Raw genomic sequence first — 18,212 nt, forward strand, 5'->3', positions numbered from 1 at the left:
GGCGTCGCCGCCGGGGGGAAACCCCGGAGGACCAAGCAAGGGGCTATAGCTCAGTTGGTAGAGCGCCTGCATGGCATGCAGGAGGTCAGGAGTTCAATTCTCCTTAGCTCCACAATCAAGATCCCGCCGGATCGTTTCGATCCGGCGGGATCTTCGTGTTTTCGGGGGCAGTTGTGCGAGAGGGGGGCCGCCCGGTGGGCGGCCCCCCTCCTGACGTCGGCTCAGCGGCCCAGTGCGCGCCGCCCGCGGCCCTGCGAGAGGACGGGCAGGTTGCGGGAGGGCGCCCGGTCCCTGGGCGTCTCCTCCTCGATGCGCAGGGCCAGCGCCGGGCAACGGCGCACCGCGCGCAGGGCCTTGGCCTCCGCGTAGCGCGGGACCTGCGCCTGGGCGACGGTCGGGAAGCCGTCGGCGCCGAGTTCGAACACCTCCGGGAGGATGTCCGCGCACAGGCCGTGGCCGCGGCACAGGGTCCAGTCGACGTAGATCTTCTGACGGCTGGGGCCGTTCTCCACGGGCTCTGAGCCGCCCGCGATGCCCGTAGGCATCTGACCGCCCTCGAAGAGCGGCAGAACGCCCTCCACCGGCCGTCCGCAGCCGTTTCCGAGGACATGCGCGGCCAGGTCGTCGGTGAACGCCTTGATGGTCGACTCAAGGAACATCGCGGAGCCGTCCGGGTGCGAGCACGCGCCGCGCCGCTTCACGTTCTTGGCGACCTGCTTGAGTGCCTCCAGAGCGGCCGGGCCGCCGCCGTTGAGGATGTCGGCCATACCGCGCGCGGCGGCCGGCAGACCGAGGTAGCAGGGGCCGCACTGGCCCGCGCTCTCCTCGGCCAGCCACTGCGCCACGCGCAGCGACTCGCCCAGCGGGCAGGTCTTCTGACTGATCGGCAGGATCGCGCCGGCGCCCAGGGCACCGCCCACCGCGTCCAGGGAGTTGCGGGAGACGATCGCCTCGTTGACCGTCGCCGCGTCGATCCACTTGCCGTGGTAGCCGCCCGTCAGCACGCCCTGGGGCACCGGCGGGGCGCCGGCGAGCTGGAGGACGTAGCGCAGCGGGACGCCCGTGGGGACCTCGATCACCATGGGGCGGGCGACCGCGCCGGAGACCGTCAGCATGACGGTGCCCGGCTCGTCGTACAGACCGGTGTTGCCGTAGCGCTCCGGGCCGATGCGGGCGGCGATCGCCAGTTGGGCGAAGGTCTCGGCGTTCGACAGGAGGGTCGGTGCGCCGCCGACGCCGTTCTGGGAGGCGCTGACCTTGCGGCCGGGCGGGATCGCCGGGCCGCCGTCGATGGAGCGGATCAGCGAGGCCGCCGCTCCGGTCACCATGCGGATGGGATTGCGCTGCACGCGCGCGCGTAGAACCGACCGGCGGCCGTTGTTCAGGCCGCGTTCGGCGAGCGCGGCTTCCATGGAGCGCTGCGTCGACTCACGGGTGACCCCCACCACGAGCGTGCGGGCACCCAGCGCCTCTGCGACCAGCAGCGCACCGTCCAGGATGAGGTGCGGGGCACGGTTGATCAGCACCGTGTCCTTGCGGCAGGCCGGCTCGTCCTCGCTTCCGTTGACGACGACGACCGGCCGTACGCCGCGCTTGATCGCCGCTTCGGCGACCGAGCGCAGCTTCTTGTGGAAGGGAAAGCCCGCGCCGCCGCGGCCCTTCAGGTTGATGTTCTCGGCGAGCTTCGCGAGCTGCTCGCCGCCGAGCGGTTCGAGCGGCCCGTGCACCTTGAGGTGCATGGGCAGATCGAGTCTTTCGACAAGGTCGAAGCCAGACGTGAGCTGCGGAAGTCCGACCACGCGGACTTCTGGGACGTCGGGCAGGGCCTCGTTCACCTATAGCCTCCGGAAGGCGTGTTCCAAGGTTCGCCCGAACCCGGTGCGTCGAACGAGGCACCGGGCGCTGGTTCATTGGCGGGACCGCTGTTGTACGTGTCGTTCGGGTTGTACGTGCCGTAGAGGGTGTTTGTCTCACCGGTGTCGTACATGTCACTTCCGCCGTACCCGGCGGTGCCCGGATTGGCATAGGCCGGGATGTTGTATCCGGTGTCCTGCATGGGATCCCCGCCTGTGCCCGGACTGCCATAGGCCGGGATGTTGTATCCGGTGTCCTGCATCGGGTCGTACGCCGACGGGGGCGCCTCGCCGACCGGCGGGGGCGTGGGGACGGGCCAGCTGCCGGAGGTGCTGCCGCCGGCGTCCATGCGCGGGATCGCCTCCGTGGGCTGCATGTCCATGGGCAGGTTCATGCGGGCGGTCTGGTCGGCCGCGTAGGGCTGCTGGCCGCGCTGCTGGGGAGTGACGGCGCGGTAGGCGGCCGCGAAGCCGTTGGCAGGCTCCGGGGTCATCGTGCGGGCGGCGGGGGCGTCGTAGTAGGGCGCCGCGGGCGTGGTCATCGTGTCGGCGGGGGACGGCTTCGGCGCCCGCGCGTTCTCGTAGCCCGGCAGTGCGGAGGAGGTCTCGCCGACCCGTGCGCGGTTCGCTTCCAGCTCCTCGGCGCGGGCCGAGCCCGGCTCGTTGCCCAGGAGGGCGGCCAGCCGGTCGGCGACCCGGCGCTTGAACGGCCGGGGAGCCGCCCGCAGGGCGAGCGCGGCGGCCACCGCGACGAGGCACAGCTCGTAGGAGATCATGAAGAACGGCTTTGCCGCGCGGCCCGCGAACAGGCCGTGGACCAGCGCCGAGCACCAGGCCGGGTAGGCCAGTGCGTGCATGGCGCGCCAGCGCGCCGCGACCGGTGCCGGGGAGGCGAACTGGTTGCGCAGGGCGCCGGTGATGCCCACGAAGATCATGAGCAGTCCGGCCAGCGAGCCGAGGCCGATGAGGCCCGCGCTGCCCTTGACACCGAGGCTGAAGGGGATCAGCGCGGCGATCAGCACCGTGTGGTCCAGCGCCAGCTTGACGGTGATGTGCACCAGCAGGAACGCGATCGAGCCGACGGCCGTCACCCGGTGGATGCCCTGGGCGATGATCCGCTGGCGTGTGTTCAGGATGAGCCGGTCCTGGGCCACCAGCCCCCAGATCACCGAGCAGGTGAGGCAGACGAGCGAGAGGACGCCCGCACCGAAGTTCAGGAACTGTTGCAGCCACCCGCCTCCGAGCAGCACGACGACGGGTATGAGCAGCAGTACGACAGCCGACGCCACCCCATAGGCCGACCGGCCCGGCTTGGGGAGCGAGGTGTTACTACGACGAGGGTTCATGGGGGCAACTCCGAAGCAGTTCCGGGAAGGCGGTCCCGCTGCCGAACTCTAAGTGGCTCCATACCGATCGGTACGAGGTTTGAGTTATTGCGTTGTTATCTAAGGACGACGCGCTCGTTGCGATGTCCCGGTAGTAGGTGTTACGCGAAGTAACTTTTGACCTTGGTTCAGCTTTTGTCGGGTGATGACAGTGGTGCCAAGGAGCCATACGGAAGCGCGTCGCGTCGTGCTCAAGCGCTGCGGTACCCTAACCGCATGCGTGCCGTACGCCTTCTGCTTAGCGGGCCGCGCTGATCAGTCCCGACCACCGGGCGAATCGGATGGTCGGAATCGGCGCGGCGTCCCCTCCTGTGCGAGGGGATTTTTCGTTTCTCGAACGACACCGCTGCTGGCAGAGACGATCGATGGAGCTTAAGGATCATGAGCGAGACGAACCCCGCTGCCGCCGCCGAGGTGGCAGCGCCGCACCGCTACACGGCCGCGGTCGCGGCCGAGATCGAGGCACGCTGGCAGGACTTCTGGGACGCCGAGGGCACGTACGCGGCGCCGAACCCCAAGGGTGACCTGGCCGGCGACCCCGCGGTCGTCGCCCGCCCCAAGAAGTTCATCATGGACATGTTCCCGTACCCCTCGGGTGCGGGCCTGCACGTCGGCCACCCCCTGGGGTACATCGCCACCGACGTCTTCGCACGCTTCCAGCGCATGACCGGCCACAACGTCCTGCACACCCTGGGCTTCGACGCCTTCGGCCTGCCCGCCGAGCAGTACGCCGTGCAGACCGGCACGCACCCGCGGGTGTCCACCGAGGCCAACATCGAGAACATGAAGGTCCAGCTGCGCCGGCTGGGTCTGGGCCACGACAGGCGCCGGTCGTTCGCCACGATCGACCCGGACTACTACAAGTGGACCCAGTGGATCTTCCTGCAGATCTTCAACTCCTGGTACGACGACGAGGCCGACAAGGCCCGCCCGATCTCCGAACTGATCGCCCAGTTCGAGACCGGTGAGCGCGCCGTACCGGGACACACGCGCGCGTGGCACGAACTGAGCGCCACGGAGCGTGCCGACGTCCTGAGCGAGTTCCGCCTGGCGTACGCCTCCGACGCGCCGGTGAACTGGTGCCCCGGCCTGGGCACCGTGCTGGCCAACGAGGAGGTGACCGCCGACGGTCGCTCCGAGCGCGGAAACTTCCCCGTCTTCAAGGCCAAGCTGCGCCAGTGGAACATGCGCATCACCGCCTACGCCGACCGGCTGCTGGACGACCTGGAGGCGCTGGACTGGCCCGAGGCCATCAAGCTGCAGCAGCGCAACTGGATCGGCCGCTCCGAGGGCGCCCGCGTCGACTTCCCGATCGACGGCGAGCGCATCACGGTCTTCACCACGCGCCCGGACACCCTGTTCGGCGCGACCTACATGGTGCTGGCCCCCGAGCACCCGCTGGTCGAGAAGTTCACTCCGGCCGCCTGGCCCGAGGGCACGCACGAGGCGTGGACCGGCGGTCACGCCACCCCCGCCGAGGCCGTCGCCGACTACCGAGCCCAGGCCGCCTCCAAGTCCGACGTGGAGCGGCAGGCCGAGGCCAAGGACAAGACCGGCGTCTTCATCGGCGCGTACGCGACCAACCCGGTCAACGGCGAGCAGGTCCCGGTCTTCATCGCCGACTACGTCCTGATGGGCTACGGCACGGGCGCGATCATGGCCGTACCGGCGCACGACAGCCGTGACTTCGAGTTCGCGCGCGCCTTCGAACTGCCGATCAACTGCGTCGTCGAGCCGACCGACGGCCGCGGCACGGACACGTCCACCTGGGACGAGGCCTTCGTCTCCTACGACGCGAAGATCGTCAACTCCGTCGGCGAGGGCGTCTCCCTGGACGGCCTGGGCGTCGTCGAGGCCAAGGCGCGCATCACCGAGTGGCTGGCGCGCAAGGGCATCGGCGAGGGCACCGTCAACTTCCGGCTGCGCGACTGGCTGTTCAGCCGTCAGCGCTACTGGGGCGAGCCCTTCCCGATCGTCTACGACGAGGACGGCATCGCCCACTCGCTGCCCGAGTCGATGCTGCCGCTGGAGCTGCCGGAGGTCGAGGACTACTCGCCGCGCACCTTCGACCCGGACGACGCGAACACGTCCCCGGAGACCCCGCTGTCCCGCAACGACGACTGGGTCAACGTCACGCTGGACCTGGGCGACGGCCCCAAGCGGTACCGCCGCGAGACCAACACCATGCCCAACTGGGCCGGTTCCTGCTGGTACGAGCTGCGCTACCTGGACCCGCACAACAACGAGCGGCTGGTCGACCCGGAGATCGAGCAGTACTGGATGGGCCCGCGCGAGGGCCGGCCGCACGGCGGCGTCGACCTGTACGTGGGCGGCGCCGAGCACGCCGTGCTGCACCTGCTGTACGCGCGCTTCTGGTCCAAGGTCCTGTACGACCTGGGGCACGTCTCCTCCGCGGAGCCGTTCCACAAGCTGTTCAACCAGGGCATGATCCAGGCCTACGTCTACCGGGACAGCCGTGGCATCGCGGTGCCGGCCGCCGAGGTGGAGGAGCGCGACGGCGCGTACTACCACCAGGGCGAGAAGGTCTCCCGGCTGCTGGGCAAGATGGGCAAGTCCCTGAAGAACGCGGTCACTCCGGACGAGATCGCCGCCGAGTACGGTGCCGACACGCTGCGCCTGTACGAGATGGCGATGGGCCCGCTGGATGTCTCGCGGCCGTGGGACACGCGCGCGGTGGTGGGCCAGTTCCGGCTGCTGCAGCGGCTGTGGCGCAATGTCGTCGACGAGACGACCGGCGAGGTCACCGTCGTCGACGTCGAGGACGCCGACATCGACGTGGAGACGCTGCGCGCCCTGCACAAGGCGATCGACGGCGTGCGCCAGGACCTGGAGGGCCTGCGCTTCAACACCGCCATCGCCAAGATCACCGAGCTGAACAACCACCTGACCAAGGCGGGCGGCCCGGTGCCGCGCTCGGTCGCCGAGGCCCTGGTGCTGCTGGTGGCCCCGCTGGCCCCGCACATCGCCGAGGAGCTGTGGCGCAAGCTGGGCCACACCGACTCGGTGGTCCACCAGGACCTGCCGGTCGCCGACCCGGCGTACGTGGTCGACGAGTCCGTGACCTGCGTGGTGCAGATCAAGGGCAAGGTCAAGGCGCGGCTGGAGGTCTCCCCGGCCATCTCCGAGGAGGAGCTGGAGAAGGTGGCGCTGGCCGACGAGAAGGTCGTCGCGGCGCTGGACGGCGCGGGGATCCGCAAGGTGATCGTGCGGGCGCCGAAGCTGGTCAACATCGTTCCGGCGTAGGCACCGCGGAACGGCCGGGGCCTGAGCGCCTCGGGGTAGTCCCCTACGGGCAGGTTCGGGGTTCTTCTGGAACTCCGAACCTGCCCGTCTCGTTTACCGTGGAAGAGCGACGCGGGGTGTGTCGCGACCGGTCTCAGGAGGAGCGGTGGAAGCAGTGATCGCAGTGTTCGCCCTGCTCTTCGTGCTGTTCCTGGTACTCGGTGCCTACGCCACGGTGAAGGCCGTCGGCGCCGCCAAGCGCGGCGTGGACCGCACGATCACCCAGGCCCGCCGCACCGTCGAGGACCACACCCTGCGGGCCAAGTCCTTCGTCCAGCCCGGAGCGGCGGGCGAGCTGGCCCAACTGCGGCTGAGGCTGCGCACGTCCATGCGTGCCACGCAGGAGGCGCTGCACGCGGGCGCGACCGAGGACGAGTCCCTCAAGGAGTCCCTCGGCCTTTTCGCACGCCTCAACGAGCACGGGCGCGAACTGGACGGCGATCTCAAGCACCTGGAGGCCGAGCCGGACCGCACGACGCTCGCCGAGCGGCTGCCCGCCCTGCGGGAGCGCACCGAGCGCATCGTTCAGTCGGCGGACGCACTGCGCTGGGCGGCCCGCGACCGGGCCCGCCGCTTCGCCGACGACGACCTGGACTCGCTGAGCGCGCAGATAGACGTCGAGGCGGGAGCCCTGCGGCACTGGACGAAGTCGGAGTCGGCGTCGGCCCCGCCGCCGTGGCCCGAGGCCCCCGCTGCCGACGCCGACGCATCCCGGCAGACCTGGCCCGACGGGCCCCGGTCCCGCACCGCCGAGGAGTCGGCGCGGCCCGCCATCACCCCGCCGGGACGGCGCCCCGCCTACCCCTGGCAGAAGAAACCCCGCCCCGAGAGCACTACTTGATCCGGTCAAGGGCAGACCAGGTGAGAGGGGCCGGGCTGCCGTCCCGGCGCTACGGCAGGTAACCTCCAGCTCATGTCCCGCCATGTCGCGATCGTCACCGATTCAACGGCCTACCTGCCGCCGCGGACGATGGAGCGCCACGGCATCACAGCGGTGCCCCTGACCGTGGTCCTCGGCGACCAGGCACTGGACGAGGGCACCGAGATCTCGACGCGTTCCCTGGCCCAGGCACTCCAGAAGCGGCGCCCCGTCACCACCTCGCGCCCCAGCCCCCAGCTCTTCGCCGAGACCTACCGCAAAGTCGCCGAGTCCGGCGCCACCGGCATCGTCTCCCTCCACCTCTCCGCCGAATTGTCGGGCACGTACGACGCGGCTGTCCTCGCGGCGCGTGAGGCGCCGGTGCCGGTGCGGGTGGTGGACACCGGGGCGGTCGCGATGGCACTCGGGTTCTGCACGCTCGCCGCAGCCGAGGCGGCGGAGGCGGGCGGCACGGTGGACGAGGCCGTCACGGCCGCGGAGAAGCGGGCCTCGGGCACATCCGCCTACTTCTACGTCGACACCCTCGACTATCTGCGCCGCGGTGGCCGGATCGGCGCCGCGCAGGCGCTGCTGGGCTCGGCGCTCGCCGTGAAACCGCTGCTGCAGCTGGACGGCGGCCGTATCGAACTCCTGGAGAAGGTCCGTACGGCGTCGAGGGCGATCGCCCGCCTCGAGGAGATCGTGGCGGACCGCGCCGGCAGCGACCAGGTGGACATCGCCGTCCACCATCTCGCCGCCCCCGAGCGGGCGTCGGCCCTCGCGGACCGGCTCAGGGCGCGGGTGCCCGGGCTGGCCGATCTGCATGTGAGCGAGGTGGGGGCGGTGATCGGGGCGCACACCGGGCCCGGGCTGCTGGGGGTCGTGGTCTCGCCGCGGTGACGGCTGCCCGCCCCTTCGCTCTCACCCGTGTGAGGGACGAAGTTATCCACAACCGGTGGGTAATCCCCGGGAATTGAGCAAGATCATCGCGAGGGTGGCGGGGTGCCCCATCGTCGTGGCATGGCACTTCGATCACGTTCACGCACAGCGACCGCGAGCAGTGGTCCGGGGCGCAGCCCCGCATCCGACGGTCGGCTCCGTCATCGTCGCCCCATGACCCGCAGCCGGGTCCGGCACCGGCATGCGCCGGCGGAGGAACTCCGACGGCGTGCGGAGGTGCTCTTCCCCGAACGGGCGGGGGAATGGCGGGAGTCGGGGGCAGGTCCGCCGCTCGCGACCGTCGAGGAGAGCGACGAGCGCGTTCTTCCACCCGTGGGCGGAGTGGCCGCCGAGAGCCCGGACGATCGCCGGTCCGCAGAGGCCTGGCGCATGCGGGCGGGGCTTGCGCTGCGGGAGCGGATGCCGTTGTGGCTGCAGACGAGGTGCGGTCTGGAGCGGCGGAGCGTGGTCGCGCTCTCGGTGCTGCTCGTCGTTGCCGCGGTGTTCGCCGTTCAGCACTTCTGGGCCGGGCGGACACAGTCCGTGCGGGCGCCCGAGGTGGTGCGGGCGGTGGCTCCCTTCGGCGAACGCAAGGGGAGCGAGCGGCCAGGGCCGGCGGTTTCGCCCGGGGCGCCGAGTGCCGCAGGCACGGCAGGGGCCGAGATCGTCGTGGACGTCAGCGGCAAGGTCCGTGAGCCCGGGATCCATCGTCTGCCCGCCGGTTCACGCGTCGCCGACGCGTTGCGCGCGGCCGGTGGGCTGCGTCCCGGCACGAGCACCGACGGCTTGAACCGGGCCCGTTTCCTCGTGGACGGGGAGCAGGTGGTGGTCGGCGGTCCCGCCGCCCCGGCGCCCGCTGCGGCCGCCGGCGTCCCGGCCGGTTCGGCGGCGGGCGCCGCGCCCGCCGCTCCGGTCCCGCTCAACACCGCCACGGCGGATCAGCTGGACACCCTGCCGGGCGTCGGGCCCGTACTGGCCCGGCACATCGTCGACTACCGCACCCAGCACGGCGGTTTCCGCTCGGTGGACCAGCTGCGCGAGGTGAACGGCATCGGCGACCGCCGCTTCGCCGATCTCCGGAATCTCGTACGGCCATGAGGCGCGCTCCCGATCTCCAGGCCGGGCGCGCGGCCGTCCACGCCGCCTCCTCAGGACGGCTCGGAGCCGCCCATCCCCGGCAGGAAGGGCCGACGGACCTGCGTCTCGTACCGCCCGCGCTCGCGGTCTGGGCGACGGCTGCGGTGATGCTGGACGCGACGGTGGCGTGGGCCATGAGCACGGCGGTGGTGTGCCTCCTCGCGGCCGCTGTGCTGCTGCTCGTGCGGCGACGGGGAGCGGACGGCGGAGGAAGCCGCGGTGGGCAGGGTCAGGGCGGCGGTTACGGCGACGGTGGCGACTGGAGTGGAAACTCCGGCGGTGGCCGGAAGGGCGGCGGTGCTCCCGCCGGCGCCCCGTGGGCCACCGGCGTTCCCGCCCGTGGCAGCCACGGCGGCGGCCCATTGCCCGAGCAGTCGGCACCGGCGCCTGTGCCCGCGGGCCGGGCTTCGCGGGTGGCCGGTCGACCTGCGCGGGCAGCGTGGCCGCGGATCTCCGTCGCCGCCGTGCTGCTCTGCGTCGCCGCGGCCGCCGTGTCCGCGGGGCTGCACGGTGCCGACGTCCGGCGTGGCCCCGTGCCGGAGCTGGCGCGGCAGTACGCCACCGTGACCGCCGAGGTCGAGGTCGGCTCCGCCCCACGGCTCAGCAGGCCCAAGGTCAGCGGGGACCATGTCGCCCCGGCCTCCGTGCTGATCGAGGGGGAGGCGCGGCGGGTGGAGGAGGCGGGTGGGACGGCGGTGGTGACGCGGGCGCCCGTGCTGGTCATCGTCGACACGGGGGCACGCGGTGCCGGAGGAGAGGTGCCGCCACGGTCGCCGTGGCTCGAACTGTTGCCGTCCACGCGGGTGCGGGTCGTTGCGCGGTTGGCGCCCGCGGCGGTCGAGGGCGACCGGGTCGCGGCCGTGCTGCGAGTGCGGGGGAAGACCGCGCCGGAGGTGGTGGCAGGACCGTCCGGGGTGCAGCGGTTCGCGGGGCGGTTGCGGGCCGAGCTGCGGGAGGCGACCGACGGGCTGCCGGCGGACGCCAGGGCGTTGCTGCCCGGCCTGGTCGTCGGGGACACCTCGCGGATCACCCCGGAGCTGGACGAGGCCTTCAAGGAGACCGACCTCGCCCACACGCTCGCCGTGTCCGGGAGCAACCTCACGATCATCCTCGCCCTGCTCATCGGACCACCCGGCACGGCACAACTGGTGGAGCGCCGCGGACTCGCACCCCGGCTCGGCATCCCGCTCAGGACGACCGCGCTGCTCGGAGGCGCCCTCACGCTCGCCTTCGTGATCGTGTGCAGACCGGATCCGAGTGTGCTGCGGGCCGCGGCCTGCGGGGCCGTCGTCCTGCTGGCCCTGGCCACCGGACGCCGCCGATCGCTCGTCCCGGCGCTGGCGACGGCGGTCCTGCTCCTCGTGCTGTACGACCCCTGGCTGGCCCGGAGTTACGGCTTCCTGCTCTCGGTGCTGGCCACCAGCGCCCTGCTCACGCTCGCGCCCCGCTGGAGCGAGGCACTGCGCCGGCGCCGGGTCCCGCCGAGGCTTGCCGAGGGGCTGGCCGCGGCGGCCGCGGCACAGGCGTTGTGCGCGCCCGTCGTCGCCGTGCTGTCGGCGCGGGTGAGCCTGGTGGCGGTGCCGTGCAATCTGCTCGCCGAGATCGCGGTGGCACCCGCTACCGTGCTGGGCTTCGCGGCGCTGGCGACGGCGCCGGTGCTGATGCCGGTGGCCAAGGTGCTCGCCTGGTGCGCGAGTTGGCCGACGGTCTGGATCGCGGGCATCGCCCGGACGGGCGCCGCCCTGCCCGGCGGGGGAGTGGACTGGCCGGGCACTTGGAGCGGGGCGGGGCTGCTCGCCCTGGTCACGGTGACCATGCTGCTGATCGGCCGAAGGCTCCTGAGACATCCGTGGTGGTGTGCTGCCTGCGGGGTGCTGCTCGTGCTCGTCGTCGTACAGCCGCCACCGCTGACCAGAGTGATCACGGGATGGCCACCGCCGGGATGGCGATTCGCCATGTGCGACGTGGGGCAGGGCGACGCGACGGTCCTCGCGGCGGGGGACGGCAGCGGTGTGGTGGTGGACGCCGGGCCCGATCCCACACTCGTCGACCACTGCCTGCGCACCCTCGGTATCACCAGGATCCCGCTGGTCGTCCTCACCCACTTCCATGCCGACCATGTGGCCGGGCTGCCCGGTGTGCTGCGCGGACGTTCGGTGGGCGCGATCGAGACGACGGGCTTCGAAGAACCCGCGGACCAGGCGCGGTTCGTACGGAAGGAGGCGGCGGCACGGCACATCCCGCTCACCCACGCCGTGGCCGGGGAGCAGCGCCGGACCGGCTCGCTCTCCTGGCAGGTGTTGTGGCCCCCGCCCCGCCCGGCACCGGATCCGGACGGTCCGAACGACGCCAGTGTCGCCCTGCTCGCCAGGTCGGGCGGGCTGCGGCTGCTGCTGCTCGGGGATCTCGAACCCCCGTCCCAGCAGGCGCTGTTGAGATCGCCGGAGGGCGCGCTGCTCGGTCGTGTGGACGTCCTCAAGGTGGCCCATCACGGTTCGGCGTACCAGGACCCGGAGCTGATGCGCAGGGCGGCGCCTCGGATCGCGTTGATCAGCTGCGGGGAGCACAACATGTACGGCCACCCCGCCCCCAGCACGGTCGCGGCGCTGCAGGCCGGGGGCGCGGTGGTGCTGCGGACGGACCGGGACGGGGCCCTCGCGGTCGCGGGGGAAGGCAGGGAGCTGGGGGTGGCGCGAGACTGAGGACATGAATTCAGCACAGGTCGATGCCTACCTCCGCCGCCTGGGAGCCGAGCGTCCGAAGCCGGCCGCCGGCGCAACCGCCGACGTGCTGCGCGAGCTGCACCTGCGCCACCTGCAGACAGTGCCCTTCGAGAACCTGTCGATCCACCTCGGCGAGGAGATCGTGCTGGAGGAGAAGCGGCTGCTGGACAAGGTGGTGGGGGCACGGCGGGGCGGGTTCTGCTACGAACTCAACGGGGTGTTCGGGGCCTTGCTCGGCGCAATGGGGTTCGAGGTCACGCTGCTCGCGGCGCGGGTGCACGGGGACCAGGGGCGGCTCGGCATCCCGTACGACCACCTCGCGCTGCGGGTGCGGGCGTCGGACGGGAGTGAGTGGCTGGCGGACGTGGGCTTCGGGGCGCACAGCCACTACCCGCTGGCATTCGGGGACAGGGGTGAGCAGAAGGATCCCGGCGGCGGCTTCCGGATCGTCGAGGCGGGGCCGGACCTGGATGTCGTCGTGAACGGCAGGCCGCAGTACCAGCTGGAGGCGCGGCCCCGTGAGCTCGGCGACTTCGTGGCCGGGGCGTGGTGGCACAGCACCTCGCCGGCCTCGCACTTCGTGCAGTCGCTGGTGTGTTCAAGGGTGACGGAGGACGGAGGGAGGATCACGCTCAGCGGGCGCACGTTCAAGGTCACGGGCGTCGACGGGGCGCGGATGGAGCGGGAGTTGGGCACGGACGAGGAGGTGCTCGGGGCGTACCGGGAGCGGTTCGGGATCGAACTCGCCTGTGTGCCGACCGTGCGAAATCCCCTCGCGGGGACTGATTGAGGTCACATGGCGTCACATGAGCCCAGAGGGGACCAGTCGTTGCTACTCGTGCGTAGACACTCCGTGTTGCCTCGAAAGCCACATCGGTGATCGAATGTCTCTTCGGCAACAGAAGATGTCGAGGCGCACAGGGGTGGCGTGGATGTTCGGCCGCTGGCTGGGAAACCGAACGAACAGGGTGCAACGGACGAGTCCCCTGGCGGCGGTGCAGACCCCGCCGAGCGCCGGGGTGCTGAGCTGCCGGGTGCTGGATCCGGTCCACGAGCCCGTGAAGCACGCGGAGTTCGCGGTCAGCGACGCCATGGGGCGCAAGGTGGTCGGCGGGGAGACGGACCCCTACGGGTCGTTCGTGACGACCGTGCCCGCCGGGGAGTACCGGCTCGCGGTGTCCGCTGAGGGATACACGCCCTACCGGGCGAGCGCGACCGTCGGGGAGAACGCGCTCGCTTCGCTGGGTGATGTGACGCTTCAGGTCGCGCGGCCGCCGGAGCTTCCGCCGGCGGGCGACTGGGAGATCGAGCCCACGCATTCCTCGATCGGGTTCACCGCGCGGCACATCGGACTGGCCCGGATCCACGGCCGGTTCAACTCGTTCGCCGGGGCCGTCCGGATCACGGAGCCGGTGGAGCAGTCGGCGATGCATGTGGTGATCGACGCGGCGTCCATCGACACGAACGTCCGGATGCGGGACGACCATCTGCGGTCCGGTGACTTCCTGGACGTGGTGCGCTTTCCGACGCTGGAGTTCTACAGCGAGCGGTTCGTGCACAAGGGCGGGAGCCGGTGGGCGGTCACCGGAGCGCTGTCGCTGCACGGTGTGACGCGTACGGTCACGCTCGACACCGAGTACCTCGGGCTCGGCAACGGCATGGAGGGCGAGGTGCGGGCGGCCTGCCGGGCCACCACGGAACTGCACCGGGACGACTTCACGGTGAGCTGGCAGACCATGCTGGCGCGCGGGATCGCAGTGGTGGGGCCGAGCATCCGGGTCGACCTCGACGTGCAGATCGTACGCAAAGGGTGACCTCCGGGCGCCCTCGGCGGGTGCCGGACAATGGCTGCCGTGAGCGATGTGAGACATGTGCTGGTGCTGCCCGACCGCGATGCCGCGGAGGCGGTGGCCGAGGCGCTCGGTGAGCGGTTCGGGGTGGCCGAGGAACCGCAGCTCGTACGGGACGCGCTGGCCGGTGAGGACGACGCGGAGGACGCGCAGTGGCTGGTCGTCCTGCGCGATGAGGACGGACGGCTGGACCCCGGGGAGCTGGACGAGTTCGTGGGGGCGTGGGACGGGTGGCGGGAGGAGCCGTAGCGCTCCGCTGGATCGCCGGGGACCGACGGTCGAGTGCCGACTGCGCGCCGACGTGGCTGGTCGCTCCCCCGCTCTCGACTTCGCTCGAGCGTGGGGGCCCATCGCGGCGGAGCCGCATGTCCATACAGCCCCGCGCCCCTGTCGGGCGCGGTCGTACCGACCGCGTTGTCAGTGGCCCGTGCCATGCTTGTCGCGATGGCCAGGAAGACTGCTGAAGACGACCCTCTCGCCCCGGTGACGCTTGCCGTGGGCCAGGAGGACCTCCTGCTCGACCGTGCCGTGCAGGAGGTGGTGGCCGCCGCCAGGGCCACCGACGCCGACACGGACGTACGTGACCTGTCACCGGAGCAGCTGCAGCCCGGCACACTCGCCGAGCTGACCAGCCCCTCGCTCTTCGCCGAGCGCAAGGTCGTGGTCGTACGCAATGCCCAGGATCTCTCCGCCGACACGATCAAGGACGTGAAGGCCTATCTCGGCGCGCCCGCCGAGGAGATCACCCTCGTGCTGGTGCATGCGGGCGGGGCCAAGGGCAAGGGCCTTCTCGACGCCGCGCGCAAGGTCGGGGCGCGGGAGGTGGCCTGTCCGAAGATGACCAAGCCGGCGGATCGGCTGGCCTTCGTGCGCGGGGAGTTCCGGGCGGCCGGGAGATCTGCCACGCCCGAGGCCTGCCAGGCGCTCGTCGACGCCATCGGAAGCGATCTGCGGGAGCTGGCGTCCGCCGTCTCCCAGCTGGTCGCCGACGTCGAGGGGACCATCGACGAGGCCGTCGTCGGGCGGTACTACAAGGGGCGGGCCGAGGCGTCGAGCTTCACGGTTGCCGACCGCGCCGTGGAGGGGCGGGCGGCCGAGGCACTGGAGGCGCTCAGATGGTCCCTGGCCACCGGGGTGGCGCCCGTGATGATCACCAGTGCGCTGGCGCAGGGCGTGCGGGCGATCGGGAAGCTCTCGTCCGCGCGTGGGGGGCGGCCGGCCGATCTGGCGCGCGAGCTGGGGATGCCGCCCTGGAAGATCGACCGGGTGCGACAGCAGATGCGGGGATGGACGCCGGACGGGGTCGCGGTCGCGCTGCGGGCGGTTGCCGAGGCGGATGCGGGAGTGAAGGGAGGCGGGGACGATCCCGAGTACGCGCTGGAGAAGGCAGTCGTGGTGATCGCCCGCGCTGCCCGGTCCCGGGGGCGGGCGTAAGGCCGCCGTCGAGAAGTACCGGCCAAGAATGCCGAAGGCCCCGGCATCCCGCCCTGGGGAAGGGCTGGGTGCCGGGGCCTTCGGCTCAAGCTGTCGGATCCGCGCCCGCGTGGCGAACGCAGGCCGCGCGCGGATCCTCGGGTGCCGGTCGGGAGCGGATGAGAGAGGGCCCGCTCTGGGTCCTTGCGGCGGTTCGGTCCCGTGGGACCGGTCAGATCAGTAAGAGGTTCAGCCCTTGATGGAGGCGACCTTGGAAGCAAGCGCCGACTTCTTGTTGGCGGCCTGGTTCTTGTGGATGACGCCCTTCGAGACGGCCTTGTCGAGCTGACGCGCCGCAGCGCGCTGGTACTCGGTGGCCTTCTCGACGTCACCCGCGGCAGCGGCCTCGCGGGCCTTGCGGATCGCGGTCTTCAGGGAGGACTTGACGGCCTTGTTGCGCAGCCGGGCCTTCTCGTTGGTCTTGATCCGCTTGATCTGGGACTTGATGTTCGCCACTGATTGAGCCTTTTCAGGTTCAGGCACAGGGCCAGGAGCACTCCGCGCAGGAGGTACCGGGTCCCGTACCAGGTGATTTCTTGGGAGTTGTGCCTCGCGCTGAGAGGGCATGAGACACAGCCACCCACAGTACCAGCGGCGGCCCCGACGGCCCAAAACGGTCTACGGTCGCCACCCGTGGGACCATGGAGCCTACGTATCGATCCGACCCGAGGCATAAGGCGCCTCAAGAGACAGGACCCTGCGTGCCCGCGACCCCTAACAATGTGCCCGAGCCGAGCCGTACCGACCCGGCTCTGATCCGCAATTTCTGCATCATCGCGCACATCGACCACGGCAAGTCCACGCTCGCCGACCGGATGCTCCAGCTGACCGGTGTGGTCGAGCAGCGGCAGATGCGTGCTCAGTACCTCGACCGGATGGACATCGAGCGCGAGCGTGGCATCACGATCAAGTCCCAGGCGGTGCGGCTGCCCTGGGCTCCGACTCATGAGCCCGGCAACACGCACATCCTCAACATGATCGACACCCCGGGGCACGTCGACTTCACCTACGAGGTCTCGCGGTCGCTCGCCGCCTGCGAGGGAACCGTCCTCCTCGTCGACGCCGCCCAGGGCATCGAGGCCCAGACCCTCGCCAACCTGTATCTGGCGATGGAGAACGACCTCACGATCATCCCCGTACTGAACAAGATCGACCTGCCGGCCGCGCAGCCCGAGAAGTTCGCCGAGGAGCTCGCGAACCTCGTCGGCTGCGACCCGGACGACGTGCTGCGGGTCTCCGCCAAGACCGGTCTCGGCGTCGACGCGCTGCTCGACAAGGTGGTCAAGGAGATCCCGGCGCCGGTCGGCGTCGCGGACGCCCCCGCCCGCGCGATGATCTTCGACTCCGTCTACGACTCCTACCGCGGTGTCGTGACGTATGTACGAGTCGTCGACGGCCAGCTCAACAAGCGCGAGCGGATCCGGATGATGTCCACCGGTGCCACGCACGAGCTGCTGGAGATCGGCACGAACTCGCCCGAGATGCTCGGTGCGGACGGCCTGGGCGTCGGTGAGGTCGGCTACCTCATCACCGGTGTGAAGGACGTCCGGCAGTCCAAGGTCGGTGACACCATCACCAGCCTGCACAAGGGCGCGACCGAGGCGCTCGGGGGGTACAAGGACCCCAAGCCCATGGTCTTCTCCGGGCTGTATCCGCTGGACGGCTCGGACTACCCCGAGCTGCGCGACGCCCTCGACAAGCTCCAGCTCAACGATGCCGCGCTGGTGTACGAGCCGGAGACCTCCGCCGCCCTGGGCTTCGGTTTCCGCGTCGGCTTCCTCGGACTCCTGCACCTCGACGTCATCCGTGAGCGGCTGGAGCGCGAGTTCGGGCTCGACCTGATCGCGACCGCGCCCAACGTGGTCTACCGCGTGATCATGGAGGACGGCAGCGAGCACACGGTCACCAACCCCAGCGAGTTCCCCGAGGGCAAGATCAACGACGTGTACGAGCCTGTCGTACGCGCCACGATCCTCGCCCCGAGCGAGTTCATCGGCTCGATCATGGAGCTGTGCCAGACCCGGCGCGGCACCCTCCTCGGCATGGACTACCTGTCCGAGGACCGCGTCGAGATCCGCTACACGCTGCCCCTCGCCGAGATCGTCTTCGACTTCTTCGACCAGCTGAAGTCGAAGACCCGCGGCTACGCCTCGCTGGACTACGAGCCCACCGGCGAGCAGACCTCCAGCCTGGTCAAGGTCGACATCCTGCTGCACGGCGACAAGGTCGACGCCTTCTCCGCCATCACCCACAAGGACGCGGCCTACGCCTACGGTGTGCGGCTCGTCGCCAAGCTGCGCGAGCTCATCCCGCGGCAGGCCTTCGAGGTGCCCATCCAGGCCGCCATCGGCTCCCGGGTGATCGCCCGCGAAACCATCCGCGCCATCCGCAAGGACGTCCTCGCCAAGTGCTACGGCGGCGACATCTCCCGTAAGCGCAAGCTGCTGGAGAAGCAGAAGGAGGGCAAGAAGCGAATGAAGATGGTGGGTTCCGTGGAGGTTCCGCAGGAGGCGTTCATCGCCGTGCTCTCCAGCGATGACAGCGCGGGGTCGGGCAAGGGCAAGAAGTAACCGCGAGTAACAACGGGTTGCGGCACCAATCCGGACACAACAGGGGCTCGGCGTACGAAAGCGCGGCGAGCCCCTACGCGTGCGTAGTGTCGCTCTCTGTAGGAAGTGACAGGCCGCCGC

Annotated in this window: 13 protein-coding genes and 1 tRNA gene; 11 read left to right on the forward strand and 3 right to left on the reverse strand. The window is 70.8% G+C overall.

The window, feature by feature from the left end; all coding sequences use genetic code 11:
• The first annotated feature begins 39 nt into the window (after positions 1 to 39).
• Positions 40 to 112, forward strand: a tRNA-Ala gene (locus AB0N07_RS30115).
• Between the two features lie 109 nt (positions 113 to 221).
• Here AB0N07_RS30115 and AB0N07_RS30120 read toward each other — a convergent pair.
• Both AB0N07_RS30120 and AB0N07_RS30125 read right to left on the reverse strand, forming a co-directional pair.
• The gene (locus AB0N07_RS30120; RefSeq protein ID WP_365840374.1) at positions 222 to 1,835 is read right to left on the reverse strand and encodes an NADH-ubiquinone oxidoreductase-F iron-sulfur binding region domain-containing protein; all 1,614 of its coding nucleotides are present in this window, start codon (positions 1,833 to 1,835) and stop codon (positions 222 to 224) included.
• Positions 1,832 to 3,199 (reverse strand): cytochrome b/b6 domain-containing protein, encoded by a 1,368-nt coding sequence (locus AB0N07_RS30125; RefSeq protein WP_365840376.1) that lies wholly within the window; start codon positions 3,197 to 3,199, stop codon positions 1,832 to 1,834. The genes AB0N07_RS30120 and AB0N07_RS30125 overlap by 4 nt, the downstream gene beginning before the upstream one ends.
• A gap of 420 nt (positions 3,200 to 3,619) precedes the next feature.
• Here AB0N07_RS30125 and leuS point away from each other — a divergent pair, with 420 nt between their 5' ends.
• From leuS to holA, 9 genes are all read left to right on the forward strand, one after another.
• Positions 3,620 to 6,502, forward strand: coding sequence for a leucine--tRNA ligase (leuS, locus tag AB0N07_RS30130; protein WP_365840378.1), 2,883 nt, complete (start codon positions 3,620 to 3,622; stop codon positions 6,500 to 6,502).
• A 145-nt stretch (positions 6,503 to 6,647) separates the two neighbouring features.
• Positions 6,648 to 7,382: a hypothetical protein gene (locus AB0N07_RS30135; RefSeq protein ID WP_365840380.1), complete on the forward strand. Its 735-nt coding sequence runs from the start codon at positions 6,648 to 6,650 to the stop codon at positions 7,380 to 7,382.
• Positions 7,383 to 7,454: 72 nt separating this feature from the next.
• Positions 7,455 to 8,300, forward strand: a complete 846-nt coding sequence (locus AB0N07_RS30140) for a DegV family protein (protein WP_365840382.1) — start codon at positions 7,455 to 7,457, stop codon at positions 8,298 to 8,300.
• A 120-nt stretch (positions 8,301 to 8,420) separates the two neighbouring features.
• Positions 8,421 to 9,437 (forward strand): ComEA family DNA-binding protein, encoded by a 1,017-nt coding sequence (locus AB0N07_RS30145; RefSeq protein WP_365840384.1) that lies wholly within the window; start codon positions 8,421 to 8,423, stop codon positions 9,435 to 9,437.
• The gene (locus AB0N07_RS30150; RefSeq protein ID WP_365840386.1) at positions 9,434 to 12,178 is read left to right on the forward strand and encodes a ComEC/Rec2 family competence protein; all 2,745 of its coding nucleotides are present in this window, start codon (positions 9,434 to 9,436) and stop codon (positions 12,176 to 12,178) included. The genes AB0N07_RS30145 and AB0N07_RS30150 overlap by 4 nt, the downstream gene beginning before the upstream one ends.
• A gap of 4 nt (positions 12,179 to 12,182) precedes the next feature.
• Complete coding sequence (locus AB0N07_RS30155) at positions 12,183 to 12,989, forward strand: arylamine N-acetyltransferase (protein WP_365840388.1); 807 nt, start codon at positions 12,183 to 12,185, stop codon at positions 12,987 to 12,989.
• Between the two features lie 142 nt (positions 12,990 to 13,131).
• Positions 13,132 to 14,013, forward strand: coding sequence for a YceI family protein (locus tag AB0N07_RS30160; protein WP_365840459.1), 882 nt, complete (start codon positions 13,132 to 13,134; stop codon positions 14,011 to 14,013).
• Positions 14,014 to 14,052: 39 nt separating this feature from the next.
• Positions 14,053 to 14,298 (forward strand): hypothetical protein, encoded by a 246-nt coding sequence (locus AB0N07_RS30165; RefSeq protein ID WP_365840390.1) that lies wholly within the window; start codon positions 14,053 to 14,055, stop codon positions 14,296 to 14,298.
• A 195-nt stretch (positions 14,299 to 14,493) separates the two neighbouring features.
• Positions 14,494 to 15,483, forward strand: coding sequence for a DNA polymerase III subunit delta (holA, locus tag AB0N07_RS30170; RefSeq protein WP_365840392.1), 990 nt, complete (start codon positions 14,494 to 14,496; stop codon positions 15,481 to 15,483).
• 228 nt (positions 15,484 to 15,711) lie between these two features.
• On the opposite strand, the gene rpsT is transcribed toward holA, so the two are convergent.
• On the reverse strand, positions 15,712 to 15,978 hold the full coding sequence (gene rpsT, locus AB0N07_RS30175; protein ID WP_194046147.1) for a 30S ribosomal protein S20: 267 nt from the start codon (positions 15,976 to 15,978) through the stop codon (positions 15,712 to 15,714).
• 245 nt (positions 15,979 to 16,223) lie between these two features.
• Here rpsT and lepA point away from each other — a divergent pair, with 245 nt between their 5' ends.
• Positions 16,224 to 18,092 (forward strand): translation elongation factor 4, encoded by a 1,869-nt coding sequence (gene lepA / locus AB0N07_RS30180; RefSeq protein ID WP_365840394.1) that lies wholly within the window; start codon positions 16,224 to 16,226, stop codon positions 18,090 to 18,092.
• Positions 18,093 to 18,212 lie beyond the last annotated feature (120 nt).

Source organism: Streptomyces sp. NPDC051172 (assembly GCF_040682555.1).
Classification (GTDB): domain Bacteria; phylum Actinomycetota; class Actinomycetes; order Streptomycetales; family Streptomycetaceae; genus Streptomyces.

Bases quoted from the DNA above. Each gene is read 5' to 3' on its own strand.
- AB0N07_RS30160 (WP_365840459.1), top strand. From the start codon at position 13,132: ATGTTCGGCCGCTGGCTGGGAAACCGAACGAACAGGGTGCAACGGACG.
- AB0N07_RS30140 (WP_365840382.1), top strand. From the start codon at position 7,455: ATGTCCCGCCATGTCGCGATCGTCACCGATTCAACGGCCTACCTGCCG.
- leuS (WP_365840378.1), top strand. From the start codon at position 3,620: ATGAGCGAGACGAACCCCGCTGCCGCCGCCGAGGTGGCAGCGCCGCAC.
- holA (WP_365840392.1), top strand. From the start codon at position 14,494: ATGGCCAGGAAGACTGCTGAAGACGACCCTCTCGCCCCGGTGACGCTT.
- AB0N07_RS30145 (WP_365840384.1), top strand. From the start codon at position 8,421: ATGGCACTTCGATCACGTTCACGCACAGCGACCGCGAGCAGTGGTCCG.
- AB0N07_RS30155 (WP_365840388.1), top strand. From the start codon at position 12,183: ATGAATTCAGCACAGGTCGATGCCTACCTCCGCCGCCTGGGAGCCGAG.
- AB0N07_RS30125 (WP_365840376.1), bottom strand. From the start codon at position 3,199: ATGAACCCTCGTCGTAGTAACACCTCGCTCCCCAAGCCGGGCCGGTCG.
- AB0N07_RS30150 (WP_365840386.1), top strand. From the start codon at position 9,434: ATGAGGCGCGCTCCCGATCTCCAGGCCGGGCGCGCGGCCGTCCACGCC.